Genomic DNA, 15,111 nt, shown 5'->3' with positions numbered 1-15,111 from the left:
GATCAGCGGGCTTCGGTGATGTCTGGCGACACCCCGAAGTCCTCAGGAAAGTGGTTGATAGCGCTCAGCACCGGGTAGGGAGTCATCCCGCCGAGGGCACAGAGCGACGCGCCGAGCATGGTGTCGCAGAGACTCTTGAGCAACTCGATACGCCCCGGCTGCGGGCCTTCGGAACGGGCTACGATGATCTGCTCGAGCAGCTCCTCGCCACGGGTCGAGCCGATCCGGCAGGGCGTGCACTTGCCGCAGGACTCGATAGCGCAGAACTCCATGGCATAGCGCGCCATGTCAGCCAGGTCGACCGTATCGTCGAATACCACGATGCCACCGTGACCGAGCACCGCGCCGAGAGCGGCGAAGGCCTCGTAGTCCAGCGGCGTATCGAATTGCGATTCGGGCAGGTAGGCACCCAGTGGGCCGCCGACCTGCACCGCGCGGATCGGCCGGCCACTGGCCGAACCGCCACCGTACTCATAGAGCAGTTCGCGCAGGGTGATGCCGAAGGCCTTCTCGATCAGGCCACCGCGGGCGATGTTACCGGTCAGCTGGATCGGCAAGGTGCCGAGTGAGCGACCCATGCCGTAATCCTTGTAATAGGCGCCGCCCTTGTCGAGGATGATCGGCACCGAGGCCAGGGAGATCACGTTGTTGATCACCGTCGGCATCCCGAACAGCCCTTCGATGGCTGGCAACGGCGGCTTCGGCCGCACGGTCCCGCGCTTGCCTTCGACGCTCTCCAGCAGCGCGGTTTCCTCGCCACAGATATAGGCGCCTGCGCCGCGGCGCAGCTCCAGGTGAAAGGCCTTGCCGCTGCCGAGCACATCGTCGCCCAGGTAGCCGTCGGCATAGGCCCTGACGATCGCCGCCTTGAGCGCGGCCTCGGCGTGCGGGTATTCCGATCGCAGGTAGATGTAGCCCATGGTCGCGCCGACGGCCAGGCCGGCGATGGTCATGCCCTCGATCAGCACATAGGGGTCGTCTTCCATCACCATGCGATCGGAGAAGGTGCCCGAGTCGCCCTCGTCGGCGTTGCAGACGATGTACTTTTGCGCCGCCGGGCAGCCGAGCACGGTGCGCCACTTGATACCGGTGGGGAAGGCTGCGCCACCGCGACCACGCAGGCCCGATTCGGTGACTTCGGCGACGATGGCCTCGGGCGTCATGTCCAAGGCACGTTTGAGACCGCGGTAGCCGTCGTGGGCGATGTAGTCATCCAGCGACAGCGGATCGGTGATGCCTACTCGGGCGAAGGTCAGGCGCTCCTGACGCTTGAGGTAATCGATCTCCTCGGTCAGCCCCTGGCCCAGCGCATGCTTGTCGCCGGCCAGAAAGCCGGCATCGAACAGCCCGGGGACATCCTTGGCCTTGACCGGGCCGTAGGCGACGCGACCGGCCGCGGTGGCGACCTCGACCAGCGGCTCGAGCCAGAACATCCCGCGCGAGCCGTTGCGCACCAGTTTCAGTTCGATGCCACGGGCCGCGGCCTCGGCAGCGATGGCCTGAGCCACTTTGTCGGCGCCCAGACTGAGCGCGGTGACATCACGCGGCACATAGACGGTAATAGGCTCGCTCATGCGCGCACCTCCTGTTCAGCCAGCAACTCCAGCAGGCTCTCGGCATTGACACGGCCATGCACCTCGCCATCGAGCATGGCGCTCGGCGCGCAGGCGCAGTTGCCCAGGCAGTACACCGCCTCGAAGCTCAGGCTACCGTCCTCGCGGGTCTCGCCGAGCTGCAGGGCCAGCTTCTCCTCGAGCTCGGCGGTCAATGCCTTGACCCCCATTGACCGGCAGGCCTCGGCCTGGCACAGCTTGAGCACCTGGCGCCCTGGCGGCGTGGCGCGGAAGTCGTGGTAGAAGCTGACCACCCCGTGCACCTCGGCGCGTGACAGGCTGAGATCCTCGGCGATCAGCGGCAACAGCTCCGGTGGTACCGCGCCGAGGCGGTCCTGGATATCGTGGAGGATGGGTAACAGGGCGCCTGGCTGGCCGCGGTGGGCGGCCAGCACCTCGCGGGCGACGGCCTGGCACTGCTCGGGGGCGAAGCGCTGGGGAAGAATGGCCATGTTCTATGCTCCAGCCGGCGGCTAAAACCGGTACTGTCGGGAGACAAGCGCCACCCATCACGGCTGATGGGCGCTTATCCCAGGCTGAGCCCGATGAGGGGGTTCGCCAAATATGAATTAGAGTTCTTATGCTAGTCCGCAAAGCGTCCATGTGCGGCACACTAGCATGGGTAATTAGCCCCGCAAATATGAAGTCATGAACATATGATCCGCATCGATATCCAACCACGCTGGCGTTTTCATCAGCCCGACGGCAACAGCCTCGATCCCCAAGGCCTTGAGCTGCTGCAGGCCGTGCACGACACCGGCAAGCTGACCGAGGCCGCCGCCCGCGTCGGCTATTCATATCGCCATGCCTGGAATTTGCTGGGTAAATGGCAGGCGTTTTTCGGCAGTCCGCTGATAGAGCTGGCACGCGGCAAGGGGGCACGCCTGGCGCCGCTGGGGGAAAAGCTTCTATGGGCCGATCAGCGTATCCGTGCGCGACTGTCGCCGCAGCTGGATAACCTGGCCAGCGAACTGGAACTGGAACTGAACCGGGTACTGCAGGCCAGCAACCCCGGCCTACGTATCCACGCCAGCCATGGTTTTGCCGTGGCGGCGCTGCGCGAGTGGCTGGAACGCGACCCAAGCTGGCAGTGGGAGGTGCAGTTTCGCAGCGGCAGCGAGGCGATGGTCGCCTTGCATCGCCACGACTGCGAGGTGGCCGGCGTGCACGTGCCTGCCGGACCGCTCGGCGCCCTGAGCATCAACCGCATCCAGCCTTGGCTGCGCCCCGACCAACGTGTGATCACCTTCGTCGTGCGCACCCAGGGGTTGATGCTCGCCCCCGGCAATCCACTCGGCGTCGAGGGCCTGGCGGACCTGGCGCGTGGCGAGCTGCGCTTCGTCAACCGCGAGCCGGGCTCGGGGACACGCATGCTGCTCGAGGACCTGTTGCGCCGCGACGAGCTCGACAGCACGGCGATCAAGGGCTTTCACAACGAGGAATTCACCCATGCCGCAGTGGCCGCCTACGTCGCCAGCGGCATGGCCGACGTCGGCTTCGGCGTCGAGGCGGCGGCGCGCCAGTTCGGCCTCGACTTCATCCCAATGGCCCGCGAGCACTATTGTCTGTTGTGCCGCGAGGACAGCCTCGACCTGCCGGCCATGGCCGCGCTGCTGCGCGTGCTGCAGAACCCGGAGTTCCAGGCGCGCATCGGCCGCCTGCCGGGTTACGCCCTGAGCCGGCCCGGCGAGGTGCTACCGTTGACTCAGGCGCTGGAGCAATGGAGCCGCGAAAGCCTGATTTGAGCCGTCCTCTTATTCAGCTGGGGCAACAAAACGTGAGCCGCATCCCAATCCTGAAAAGGCGGATAACCGAAGCGGGAACCCGGCGCGGACGCCACCGGTCTATGGCGCAATTCTCGCCGCACAGCGGCTCCGTCATCGAGGTGTCCATGAAGTCACTGCAGTTGCTCATCCTCTCCCTTGGCCTGACCAGCGGCGGTTTCGCCCTGGCGGGCAACACTGAAGCCGCCGTGGGTGGCGCGCTGGGTGGCGCCCTGGGTACGGTCGTCGGTGAGCATCTCGGCGGATCGACCGGCGCAACCATCGGTGCCGGTGTCGGCGGCGCAGCCGGCGGAATGGTCGGTGCCGACAAGCGCAGCCGCACCGAGGCGGCCATTGGCGGCGGCCTGGGCGCCGCGGGCGGCAACGTCATCGGTCAGCAGGTCGGCGGCAGCACGGGCGGTTTGATCGGCGCCGCTGTGGGTGGCGGTGCCGGCGGTGCGATCGGTAATGAGTATGGCGATGACGATGGCTATCGCCGTGATGGTTACGATCGGGATGATCGTTACCGTCGCGATTATCGCCACGGCCACCCCGGAAAGGGCAAGGGGCATTACAAGAACAAGCACAAACACAAGCATCACCACTAAAGCCACCGCTGGGCTCAAGCGGCCCTCCTGGCGACGAAGGGCAGCCGGCGCTTTCAAGCAACGCTGATAAGCACCGGCGACGCTTGCCGGTATCGGAGCGCCGCCCTCTCAGAACGTCGTTACGCCACTCGCAACGCTTCCAGCACCTCGCGCAGCCGCTCCGGAACCGGCGTCGCGCGGTTCTGCGCACGCTCGACGAATACATGCACCACTCGGCCGGCCGCGCAGGCTTCCTGCTCGCCCTGCCTGAACACCGCAAGCTCGTACTGCACTGAGCTTCTGCCCAGCTTGCCCACACGCAGGCCGACTTCGATGGCGTCCGGGAAGGCGATCGGCGCGAAGTAATCGCATGATGAGCTGACCACGAAGCCGACAACGTCGCCACGATGGATATCCAGCCCGCCTTCCTGGATCAGGTAGGTGTTCATCGCGCTGTCGAAATAGCTGTAATAGGTGACGTTGTTGACGTGACCGTAGACGTCGTTGTCATGCCAGCGCGTGCTGATCGAGTGGAAATAGCGATAGTCGCTGCGCAGGTGCTTGGGTTGCTCGGGCATCGAGGGCTTACTCCGAATTCCTAATTGTAGTGATGCTCAATACGCCGCCTGGTAGATCGCCAAGGCATCGGCCTCGGTGACTTCGCGCGGGTTGTTTACTAACAGGCGCTGCTGCTGCATGGCCTCCTTGGCCAGCTGCGGCAGCATCGCCTCGGGCACTCCGGCATCCCGCAGACGGGTCGGCAAGCCGACACGGGCGCTCATTTGCTCGAACTCTTCGATCAACTGCTCGGCATAGGTCGAGGGATCGTCCTTGCGCAGCCGGTCGCCAAGGATGATGGGCGCCAGCTCGCCGTAATGCGAGGTCGCCGCGCTGACGTTGAAACGCAGCACCTGCGGCAGCACCAGCGCGTTGGACAGCCCATGCGGGATATGGAAGTTGCCGCCCAGCGGATAAGCCAGTGCATGCACTGCAGCCACTGGCGCGTTGGCAAAAGCCTGACCGGCCAGGCAAGCGCCGAGCAGCATAGCCTGACGCGCCTCGCGGTTCTGCCCGTTGTGCACCGCCTCGTCGAGATTGCCGGCCAACAGGCGCAGGGCTTCACGGGCCAGCAAGTCGGACATGGGGTTTTTCTTGAGCGCACTGGTGTAGGCCTCAATCGCATGCACCATGGCATCGATGCCGGTGGCCGCGGTGACCGCTGGCGGCAAGCCGAGGGTGAGATCGGCATCCAGCAGCGCCAGGTCCGGCAGCAATAGCGGCGAGACCACACCCATCTTGGTGGTTTCGCCAGTGGTGATGATGGCGATCTGCGTGACTTCCGATCCCGTGCCGGCGGTGGTCGGCACCTGGATCAGTGGCAAGCGCTGCCCCTTGGCATTACCGACGCCATAGATATCCTGCAGCGATTGTGCGCAGGCCGGATGCGCCAGCAACGCGACCAGCTTGGCAACGTCCATCGAGCTGCCGCCGCCGAAGCCGATGACGAGGTCCGCCTGGACCGATTTCCCCCGTTCCACCGCGGCCAGGACGATGTTTTCCGGCGGGTCGGCCACCACCTGATCGTAGACGACAACGTGCAGGCCATCGGCCTCGAACCCCGGCAACACCTCGTTGAGCAGGCCAAAACGGGTGATGCCAGGATCCGTGACGATCAATACCGAGCGCGCCCCACGCTCTTTGCAAAGGCTGGCCAAGCGGCGCGAAGAGCCGGGCTCGCAAATCAATTGAGCGGTTGTGGCAAAGCTGAACGGATGCATGCTGCCTCCTGTAACCAAAATATATGCCCTCCGAACGGAGGCGCCTGCGGGCGCATGCAAATGCGCCCCTATCCAACGCTCGTCTGAGCCCGCTACGATGCCCGCCGCCGCCGAACGCTCAAACCCGCTCGTTGCCGGCACGGCGCTTTTTGTAGGAGCCAGCTTGCTGGCGATCCCGAACCGCTCGAGTGAGTCGATCGCAAGCTGACCCCTGTCATTCAGAACGCAAAATCCGCCTCGGGCAGCGCCATCAAGCAATCAGCACCACCCTGTATGGCCTCGCGATGACCGCTGGCTCGTGGCAAAACGCGACGCAGATAGAAGTCCGCACTGGCCAGCTTGGCCTGGTAGAACGCCTCCTCGCCGGTGCCTTGCTCAAGCGCATCCTGTGCTCGCCCTGCGGCTTGCAGCCACAGCCCGGCCAATAACACATAGGCCGAGTAGTGCAGGAAATCCACCGACACCGCGCCGATTTCCTGTGGATCGCGCTCAGTTGAGGCGATGATCTCAGTGGTCAGCTCGCGCCATTCGCCGATTCGTGCCTGCACCTTGTTCGCCATTTCACTCAGTACCGGGCGGTCGATCTGACGATCGCAGACTTCGCTGAACTCCGCCTGCAGTGCCGACAGTTCTGCTCCACCATCGCCAAGCAGTTTGCGACGGATGTAATCCAGCGCCTGGATGCCGTTGGTGCCCTCGTAGAGCTGGGTGATGCGGCTGTCGCGCATCAGTTGCTCCATGCCCCACTCGCGGATATAACCGTGACCGCCATAGACCTGCACGCCCAGGCTAGCGACTTCCTGGCCCATATCGGTGAAGAACGCCTTCACAATGGGGATTAATAGTGCCGCGCGCTTGCTCGCCGCCTTGCGGTAGCCCGGTTCGGGATGGCCATGTTCGAGGTCCAGCTGCCGCGCGCAGTACACCGCCAACATGCGGCTACCTTCGACCAGCGTCTTCTGCGTTAGCAGCATGCGCCGCACGTCCGGTTGAACGATGATCGGGTCGGCAACCTTGTCCGGGTACTGGGCACCGGCCAACCCGCGCGACTGCAGCCTTTCCCGGGCGTAAGCAAGCGAGCCTTGATAGGCCTGCTCGGCGATGCCCAGACCTTGCAGCCCGACCTGGAAACGCGCGTCGTTCATCATGGTGAACATGCACGCCAGACCCTGGTGTGGCTCGCCGACGATCCAGCCGGTGGCGCCGTCGAAGTTCATCACGCAGGTAGCCGCGCCCTTGATGCCCATCTTGTGCTCGATGGCGCCGCAAGACAGCGCGTTGCGCTCGCCCGGTGTGCCATCGGCGTTGGTGATGAATTTGGGCACCAGCAGCAGGCTGATGCCCTTCACCCCGGCCGGCGCATCCGGCAGGCGCGCCAGCACCAGATGCACGATGTTCTCGCTCATGTCGTGCTCGCCGCCGGAGATGAAGATCTTGCTGCCGGTGACGCGGTAGCTGCCGTCCGCCTGAGGTTCGGCTTTGGTGCGCAGCAGCGCAAGGTCTGTGCCGGCCTGGGGCTCGGTGAGGCACATGGTGCCGCTCCAGCTGCCGCTGACCAGCTTCTTCAGATAGGCATTCTTCAGCGCGTCGCTGCCATGCTTGTACAGCGCCAGCACCGCGCCTTCGGTGAGTCCGGAATAGATGCGAAACGACAGCGACGCGGCCATCAGCATTTCGTGGAAGTTGCAGGCCACCAGCTGCGGAAAGCCCTGGCCGCCGTACTCGGTTGGCCCGGTCATGCTCGCCCAGCCGTTGTCGACGTACTGCTTGTAGGCCTCGACGAAGCCTTGCGGCGTCCTGACCTCACCGTTTTCCAGGGTAACGCCCTCTTCGTCGCTGTTGCGATTGAGCGGCGCGATCTCGCCGCCGGTGTAACGCGCCGCCTCTTCCAACACACCGTCGATAAGCTCGCGATCAAGGCCATTGCCGAGCAGCTCGCAATGGGCGGTGGCGTCGAATAGCTCGTGCAAGACGAAGCGCATGTCACGCAAGGGCGCCTTGTATTCCATGCTCAAGCCTCCTGCTTGTAGTCGACGAAGCGACCACCCAACGTGGCCAGGCTGTCGATCAACTCAGCCGGTTTCCAATGCGGGCCGTGACGCTCGGCCAGCGCGTTGAGGCGATCACGAATCGCTGGCAGGCCTTGGCGATCGGCCCAGGTCATCGGCCCACCGACTTCAGCCGGGAAGCCATAGCCGTTGAGGTAGACCGTGTCGATATCGGTGCTGGACTCGGCCATGCCTTCCTCAAGGATCTTGGCGCCTTCATTGATCAGCGCCAACAGGCAACGCTCACGGATCTCCTCCTCGCCGATCTCGCGGCGCTGGTAGCCGAGGCGCTCGGATTCGCGTTGCACCAGCGCATCCACTTCCGGGTCATGCTCGGCCTGTCGGCTGCCTTCGGCGTAGCGGTAGTAACCCATGCGCGACTTCTGGCCGAAACGGCCCAGTTCGCAGAGGCGATTGTCGATCTGCACCTCAGGTTCGTCCTGGCCTTCGCCAGCCAGCTCACGGGCCCGCCACTCCAGGTCGATGCCGACCACGTCATACATGCGGAACGGCCCCATGGCGAAGCCGAAGCCCTGCAGGGCGCCGTCCACCTGATGCGGATAGGCCCCCTCCAAGAGCATCGCCCGCGCCTCGCGGACATAAGTCTTGAGCATGCGGTTACCGATGAAGCCTGGGCAGTTGCCGGCGATCACGCTGATCTTGCCCATGCGCTTGCCGAGCTCGGTGGACGCCTCGAGCACCGCCTTGCTGGTCGTCTCACCGCGGACGATCTCCAGCAGCTTCATGATGTGCGCCGGGCTGAAGAAGTGCAGCCCCACCACCTGTTCCGGGCGCTTGGTGACAGCGGCAATGGCGTCGATATCCAGCGCCGAGGTGTTGCTGGCGAGAATGCCAGTCGGCTTCACGACGCCGTCCAGCTCACGAAAGATGCTCTGCTTCAGCTCGAGGTTTTCGTATACCGCCTCGATCACCAGGTCGACATCCTGCAGCACCTGGTAGTCGACGGCCTTACTGATGCAGGCCCGACGCGCCTCGGCCTGGGCATCGTCGATACGCCCCTGGCGAACGTTGTGTGCGTAGGTGTCGGCGACCACGCCCAGCGCCTGCTCGAGCATCTCGGGATTATTGTCCAGCCAGCGCACCTGCACGCCGGCGTTTGCCAGGCTTATGACGATGCCGCGGCCCATGGTGCCAGCACCAATCACGGCGGCGGTCTGGATATCGAAGCGGGTTTGGCTCATTGCAGCAGTCCTCGTCGCAAGGCAGGAAAACAGAAGACTTACCTTAGATGAAGACGCTACTATTTTTGAAATTTAGTCTTGTGATACTTCTAATTCACCAAATGAATATCTACAACTTCGATCTCAACCTGCTCCGCGTGCTAGACGCCCTGCTGCGCGATCGCAACGTCTCGCGGGCGGCCGAGCGGCTGTCGCTCAGCCAACCGGCCGTCAGCAATGCGCTCAATCGCCTGCGCGAGCTGCTCGATGATCCGCTCTTGGTACGCGTCGGTCGCGCCATGCAGCCCACCCCGCGGGCCCTGAGCCTGGAGGCGCCGATCCGCGACGCACTGCAGCAGATTGAGCACACGCTCAATGCCGGTGACCTGTTCGATCCTGCCACCAGTCAACAGCGCTTCGTCATCGCCGTGACCGATTACGTCGAATTGATCTGCATGCCGGAGCTTATGGCCCATCTGGCCCAGGTCGCGCCCGGGATCCAGCTCGCGATTACCCACCTGACCCCGAACCTGCCGGCCGAAGCGCTGGATAACGGTGAACTGGATCTAGTACTGGGTCGCTTCGTCGAGGTGCCGACGCGCTTTCATAAACGTCGTTGGGCCACCGAGACCCTTCAGGTTGCTGTACGCAAGGACCATCCTTTGATCGACGAGGCACTCGACCTGGACCGCTTTCTGCGCCTGCGCCATCTCTGGGTGCACGGCGGACAGACGCGCGGCATGGTCGATCAATGGCTGGAGGAGCAAAGGCTGAGCCGCGACGTCGTTTATACAACCCCGAACTACCTGCAGGCGGCGCATATCGTCGCCAGCAGCGATCTGGCTGCGGTTCTGCCGACTCAATTGGCGCGCCATTTCGCAGATTTGCTGCCGCTGCGGTTGTTTGACTTGCCCTTTGATCTCGGCAGCTTCCGCCTGGACATTGTCAGCGTCGCCCAGCGAGAGCGGGATGCGGCGCTACAGTGGCTGATTGAACAGATCGTGGCGGTGGGTGCAAAACGCACCAGTCAGCGCGAAGGCGGCTTTTGCTGAAGCGCTGATCTACTGCATTCTGGCAGGCTGGTTTTGGCCGTGCGGTGTATCGACAAGTGGGCCGCCAGCTGCTCGCAGACAACAAAAAACCCGCCGAAGCGGGTTTTTCCTGGACCATCCGAATCCTTTCGGGTGCCGTCCTGGCATGGTCGATCTTCCTTGATCCTGAGCGCGTCCTGCGCTTCAGAGATGGGCATAGATTAAGCGTCGGATGGCCATGGCTAAATAGCCGATCGCTGTGCCGTGTAAGCCTTTCGCTACATCCGCAACCAAACCCACCGTTTCGCTGTCGTGATGGTCGCGCGACGACTGGCGACACCGTGACGGCCAACGAGTAGGCCAGAACCGCTGCGCAATCGAAGCCGAGAGGGCGCCGGCCGGCCCGTGCACCGGGCCGATCGGTGGACCAGTTATCGCTTGAGGAAATCCAGCAGGTCCTGGTTCAGCCGGTCCTTGTGGGTGTCGGCCAGGCCATGCGGAGCGCCGGGATAAACGATGAGTTCGGCATCCTTGACGATGGCCGCCGCCGCAAGGGCGGAGGTGTCGATCGGCACGATTTGGTCATCATCGCCGTGGATCACCAACGTAGGCACGTCGAACCGTTGCAGGTCTCCACGGAAGTCAGTGGCCGAGAACGCGGCAATCGAATCGTAGGTGTTCTTGTGGCCAGCCTGCATGCCCTGCGCCCAGAACGCCTGGATCAAGCCCGGTGAAGGCGTCGCCCCTGGTCGGTTGTAGCCGAAGAAGGGACCGGATGCGATATCCAGATACAGCTGCGAGCGGTTGTCCAGCGACGCCTGGCGCAGCCCCTCGAATACCTCCAGCGGAACGCCATTCGGGTTGCTGTCGGTCTTGAGCATAAGCGGCGGGACTGAGGCGACAAGGACGGCTTTTTTAACGCGGCCGGTACCGTGGCGACCGATGTAGCGCGCTACCTCGCCGCCGCCAGTCGAGAAGCCGACCAGGGTGGCGTCTTTCAGATCCAATGCATCGAGGACCGCTGCCAGGTCATCAGCATAGTGATCCATGTCGTTGCCTTCCCAAGGCTGGCTGGAACGGCCATGGCCGCGACGGTCATGGGCAACGACGCGATAGCCCTTCGATGCCAGGAACAGCATTTGCGATTCCCAGCTGTCCGAGTTCAGCGGCCAGCCATGGCTGAAGGTGACCACCTGCCCGTCGCGCGGCCCCCAATCCTTGTAGTAGAGGCTCACGCCGTCTTTGGTGGTGACATAGCTCTCGGACCGGCCGGTGCAGAGCATCCCAGACGGGTTGCTGCCAGCAACCTGGGACGCTTCAGCTGCAACGGCGGTAGCAGGGGTCAGTGCGCGATTCAGCGTGCTCATGAACGTTTCCTCGATAGGGTGGAAGGCTAATCGGCTAGCGGTGTGTACCAGCCGGTGAAGCCATGGTGCCTATCGAAGCCGTCCGCATGGATCCGAATAGTCTGCGGAATGCTGCAGATCGTCTAAACGCTGCAGAAACGCTGTACCTTTTGCGAGCAGGCGCCCGCCAGGTGATAACCCATAACGGTTTGTTCGCACAGTCCGCCCCCATCGAATCGATTCCGGTAGCTTGGCCGTACCGGTCGTTTCCGGCTGCGGCGCCGACGTCTCAACGCGCCAGCGGAGCGGGACCGGCTGTAGATCACATGCAAGCACTGCCATACCTGCCAATGAACCTGGATCCAGCTTTCAACAGGGTGAGCTAACGCTGATCGGGCGGGCAGCGCTGCCCCGTTAAAGCCAGGCCCGCCGAAGAAGCGCCGCGCGGGTGCGCTTCACCGACAAATGGTTCTGTCCAGCTAATACCGATAATTAACAACTGCTTATCCTTGATCTGAACGATGAATTCCGCACCTTATTTATTTATCAAATACAAGTAGAACAATATATATCTGTACTTATATTTTTAACTGCGTATATTGCTACTCACTGCTTCGCAATTAACACTTCGACACCCAGCTTGATGTTTCTCAGTTTCATCTCCTTGGTTCGTTTTGCTTCTCGCTTCTCAGTCTCGGCGCCGAATGTTCAGCGCTGCAGCCTAAAAACACCTCGGAGATACATATGTCTACTCGTCAAACCGGCACTGTTAAATGGTTCAACGATGAAAAAGGCTTCGGCTTCATCACTCCAACCGATGGCAGTGAAGACCTTTTCGTTCATTACCGTTCAATCGAAAGCGCAGGCTTCAAAAGCCTGAGCGAAGGCCAGGCGGTCTCTTTCATGCCCACCAAGGGTCAGAAAGGGATGCAGGCCGATCAGGTACAAGTCTCCTAAGACGCCTGATATAAAAAGCCCCGCTTCGGCGGGGCTTTTTTTGGTCTGGAATAAACCCAGTTCGAATGCTTTTCTAACATTCAATGATCGCGTAGCGAATATTGCCACTGTGGCTCACGGCCCGAAAATTCTCAAAAAATGACCACGTTTAATGCAGGTCCGGTACGTATGATGCGACACAGAAGAGCCGATCGATGAGGGGTGCAACGGCGCATATAGCTTCGCCAGAACACAAAAAAACCCGCCGAAGCGGGTTGTTTTTCTGACCGTATCGAATCCTTTCGAGTGCCGTCCTGGCGATGGTCGATCCTCCTGATCCTGAGCGCGTCCTGCACTTCAGAGTGGTGTAGATTAATCATTCGCTGCCGTTAACCAAAGCGGTGATCGGCGCGACCTCTTGTAAGCCTTTCGCTATGCGCATGCGCTCACCCCTCCTCAGAGCGAGCCGCTACCGCTCTGCCAGTGGCGCCGGCTCTTGGCCTCCGAGCCATAAGCCTCGCTGCAGACGACATACAGCCGCTCGGTGACGTTTCAGCCCGCTGCAGCGGTATGTGTCCGCCGCGGTCTAGCCGGACGCGTCAACCGCAACCAAATAGACATTCTTCCGGTGTAGTCATTCTGGCCGACACTGCCCAGCAGGATCAGGAAGGCTTATGGTAGTAACTCGCGCCCCAATACTTCGCCAGGAGCGGCAACGCCGGACCGCGCCAGCCACGTCGGAGCAGCTGCTTGGCAATCAGCATGTTCATGATCCGATGACCCACCAGCAGCACGCTGTCATGCGCTTCGGCCAATCGAATCAGCTTGTCTGCAGCGGCGCCAGCACGCCGGTTCGATTCGTCGACATGCTCGGTGTGATTGGCGAACCCGTAAAACCAGGCCGCGCGAAATGCTATCCGCCAGACACGCGACGGCATCAATGGAAGGGACCAGTCCGGATAGGGCAGGTGCGCCTCGGCGAACAGGGGGTCGGGTTCTTCTGAGCATTCGCAGCTGAGGCAGGAACGAGACTCTACGCAGCGCAACAACGAGCTGCACAGCACCACTCCGACCGAGTCGGCAAGCTGCACGAGGCTCTCGGGGCGCTCGCCAGCGGCTATGTTTGCTGCGTTGTAGCGCTCGACCCAGGCTTTCATACCGACGGGCGTGCTCCAGGGCGTGGCCGAATGGGCCGGCCGTCCGTGACGCACCAGGATGATCTGCATTTAAGGGAAGCCAACCGAAAAGAGGGGTAAGGCTTCGAAAGTTGCGCCGCCTGCCGATTCCGCAATGCAGACAGGCCGCAACGCCGTGGGACCTTGATCACGCTCCGTTTGGATAAGCGACTGGCTGGTATCGTGATCCACGGAACCCCGCCCGCGATTCTGGGCGGGGCCCGGAGCGCTTACTGCCTGTCGAGCGTGTCCTGCTTTTCCAGGAAATCTTCTTCGAGCATGGCGTCCTTGACAGCCCGCGGCTGCTCATCGAGCAGCGGATCGTTGATCTCACCAGCGGAGAGTACCTTGCTGTCCAGCTTGCCCATCAGGTGCTCCAGCGCATGACGCATTTTTTCCGCTGCGCCGTCGACCGCCAGCTGCAGCGATTCGGCTTTGTGGGTGACGGAAACAGCCTGGTGCCCCTTGGGCCGCGCCTCAATCTGGCAGCGCTTGTCATCGGCACCGGCTTTTTGCGCGTTCTCGTCGCTGACATGCACCTCGATCCGGGTGAGAAAATCGTCGAAACGCTCCAGCCGCTCCTCTACGGTCGAACCCACCCATTCATGCAGCTCGACACTACCGGGGATATGGTGGCTGTTGACTTGAACATTCATACGACTACTCCTGGCTAATGACGTACCTACTAAGGTTCGAGGCGCCTGCGCCGCCGAGGTTCAGCGGCTTCGTCAGTCTGGATTGCCGCCACGGGAGAACTTGCCCGCCTGATCCGAGCTCAGTGAACCGGAGCGAACGAGTACAGAGCGCCTGGCATGCACCGTCACTGCCCGCCGCCTGGCAAGTGTCGTTCCCCCGCCAGACCACGCCGCCTCTAGCTACCCCGCCGGTACTGGCGGTATCCACACGCCGACCAAGAAGCCAGCCCACGGCACCCATACCGCGGCATATACGGCACCAATCAAGGCGATCAGCTCCGTGGCTCTCGAGCAAGCGTTTGGCCAGCGGCTCAAAAGATCGCGGCCATGATAGGCACGGTATCGATGGTTCTTAACCCTGTACCTGCTCTAGCCAATCAGCGGAGCAAAAAGCACTTGCCGCCCGGAGCGTACGAAGGCGTATTCATCAATCCCCTCACACGATTATCGCCGCGGCTAGCATGGCAAAGATCCACGCCAACGCCAGATCGGGGAAGCCAGCGTAGCCGTCGGTCATTAGGTAGCCTCAGCAGACGTCGGTCAGGCGCAACGGTACCCCTTCGCGCGGCTGATGGTGCAGTCGAAGAGAATCATCGGCTGCTCTGACGACCCGCCACTTTTCAACCGCATCCAGAACCCGATCGCGGGGTTGCAACCAGGCCCGGGAGCTCAGCATGGCGCTGCGGGTCATTTGTAGAGAGAATTTATCGAGCGCTTGCGTAGCTTCGGTCGTATCAGCGTCTTCGGACACACGTCGACACGGTATCTCGCAGGCCCGTCGGAAGGACCAAACCTGGATAAACACGCTCAGCAACCCGCATCTGCGGGTTGCCGCGGGGGCGACGTGATCAGTAGGACGTCTGTGGCAGAAGAGCTAGGCCGCTAGGCGGCCTGCGGCTGGCGGGCGTCTTGCGGCAAAGCATGCGGCCAAGAGCCGATCAACTTTTTCGCCACGCAA

Annotated in this window: 13 protein-coding genes; 4 read left to right on the top strand and 9 right to left on the bottom strand. The window is 62.4% G+C overall.

Going from position 1 to position 15,111, the window contains the following annotated elements; genetic code table 11:
* Nucleotides 1-2: 2 nt before the first annotated feature.
* Together H3028_RS13455 and H3028_RS13450 are read right to left on the bottom strand one after the other, a co-directional pair.
* Nucleotides 3-1,574: an NADH-quinone oxidoreductase subunit NuoF gene (locus H3028_RS13455; protein ID WP_181297514.1), complete on the bottom strand. Its 1,572-nt coding sequence runs from the start codon at nucleotides 1,572-1,574 to the stop codon at nucleotides 3-5.
* Nucleotides 1,571-2,065, bottom strand: a complete 495-nt coding sequence (locus H3028_RS13450) for a formate dehydrogenase subunit gamma (protein WP_181297513.1) — start codon at nucleotides 2,063-2,065, stop codon at nucleotides 1,571-1,573. Before H3028_RS13450 ends, H3028_RS13455 begins: the two co-directional genes overlap by 4 nt.
* Nucleotides 2,066-2,269: 204 nt before the next feature.
* Between H3028_RS13450 and H3028_RS13445 the strand changes: the two genes are divergently transcribed.
* Nucleotides 2,270-3,358 (top strand): substrate-binding domain-containing protein, encoded by a 1,089-nt coding sequence (locus H3028_RS13445; RefSeq protein WP_181297512.1) that lies wholly within the window; start codon nucleotides 2,270-2,272, stop codon nucleotides 3,356-3,358.
* A 146-nt stretch (nucleotides 3,359-3,504) separates the two neighbouring features.
* On the top strand, nucleotides 3,505-3,984 hold the full coding sequence (locus tag H3028_RS13440) for a YMGG-like glycine zipper-containing protein (RefSeq protein WP_181297511.1): 480 nt from the start codon (nucleotides 3,505-3,507) through the stop codon (nucleotides 3,982-3,984).
* 119 nt (nucleotides 3,985-4,103) lie between these two features.
* On the opposite strand, the gene H3028_RS13435 is transcribed toward H3028_RS13440, so the two are convergent.
* From H3028_RS13435 to H3028_RS13420, 4 genes are all read right to left on the bottom strand, one after another.
* A complete protein-coding gene (locus H3028_RS13435) occupies nucleotides 4,104-4,541 on the bottom strand; it encodes a thioesterase family protein (RefSeq protein ID WP_181297510.1) in 438 nt (145 codons plus the stop codon).
* A gap of 36 nt (nucleotides 4,542-4,577) precedes the next feature.
* Nucleotides 4,578-5,741: an iron-containing alcohol dehydrogenase gene (locus tag H3028_RS13430; protein ID WP_181297509.1), complete on the bottom strand. Its 1,164-nt coding sequence runs from the start codon at nucleotides 5,739-5,741 to the stop codon at nucleotides 4,578-4,580.
* Nucleotides 5,742-5,959: 218 nt separating this feature from the next.
* Entirely contained in the window at nucleotides 5,960-7,750 is a 1,791-nt protein-coding gene (locus tag H3028_RS13425; RefSeq protein WP_181297508.1) for an acyl-CoA dehydrogenase C-terminal domain-containing protein, read from the bottom strand.
* Between the two features lie 2 nt (nucleotides 7,751-7,752).
* Entirely contained in the window at nucleotides 7,753-8,991 is a 1,239-nt protein-coding gene (locus H3028_RS13420) for a 3-hydroxyacyl-CoA dehydrogenase (protein ID WP_181297507.1), read from the bottom strand.
* A gap of 101 nt (nucleotides 8,992-9,092) precedes the next feature.
* Between H3028_RS13420 and H3028_RS13415 the strand changes: the two genes are divergently transcribed.
* Nucleotides 9,093-10,022: a LysR family transcriptional regulator gene (locus H3028_RS13415; protein ID WP_181297506.1), complete on the top strand. Its 930-nt coding sequence runs from the start codon at nucleotides 9,093-9,095 to the stop codon at nucleotides 10,020-10,022.
* 410 nt (nucleotides 10,023-10,432) lie between these two features.
* Here the strand turns inward: H3028_RS13415 and H3028_RS13410 are convergent, their stop codons facing one another.
* Nucleotides 10,433-11,368 (bottom strand): alpha/beta fold hydrolase, encoded by a 936-nt coding sequence (locus tag H3028_RS13410; RefSeq protein ID WP_181297505.1) that lies wholly within the window; start codon nucleotides 11,366-11,368, stop codon nucleotides 10,433-10,435.
* Nucleotides 11,369-12,091: 723 nt separating this feature from the next.
* On the opposite strand from H3028_RS13410, the gene H3028_RS13405 reads away from it, so the two are divergent.
* The gene (locus tag H3028_RS13405; RefSeq protein WP_181297504.1) at nucleotides 12,092-12,304 is read left to right on the top strand and encodes a cold-shock protein; all 213 of its coding nucleotides are present in this window, start codon (nucleotides 12,092-12,094) and stop codon (nucleotides 12,302-12,304) included.
* A gap of 641 nt (nucleotides 12,305-12,945) precedes the next feature.
* On the opposite strand, the gene H3028_RS13400 is transcribed toward H3028_RS13405, so the two are convergent.
* Together H3028_RS13400 and H3028_RS13395 are read right to left on the bottom strand one after the other, a co-directional pair.
* The gene (locus H3028_RS13400; RefSeq protein WP_181297503.1) at nucleotides 12,946-13,509 is read right to left on the bottom strand and encodes a fructose-2,6-bisphosphatase; all 564 of its coding nucleotides are present in this window, start codon (nucleotides 13,507-13,509) and stop codon (nucleotides 12,946-12,948) included.
* A gap of 179 nt (nucleotides 13,510-13,688) precedes the next feature.
* Nucleotides 13,689-14,114: an HPF/RaiA family ribosome-associated protein gene (locus tag H3028_RS13395; protein ID WP_181297502.1), complete on the bottom strand. Its 426-nt coding sequence runs from the start codon at nucleotides 14,112-14,114 to the stop codon at nucleotides 13,689-13,691.
* Between the last annotated feature and the right edge of the window lie 997 nt (nucleotides 14,115-15,111).

The sequence above is a fragment of the Pseudomonas sp. Q2-TVG4-2 genome, assembly GCF_013620795.1.
In the GTDB taxonomy this organism is placed as follows: Bacteria; Pseudomonadota; Gammaproteobacteria; order Pseudomonadales; family Pseudomonadaceae; genus Stutzerimonas.
Note: the sequence above shows the minus strand (reverse complement) of the source record. Positions and strands in the feature narration are given on the sequence as shown.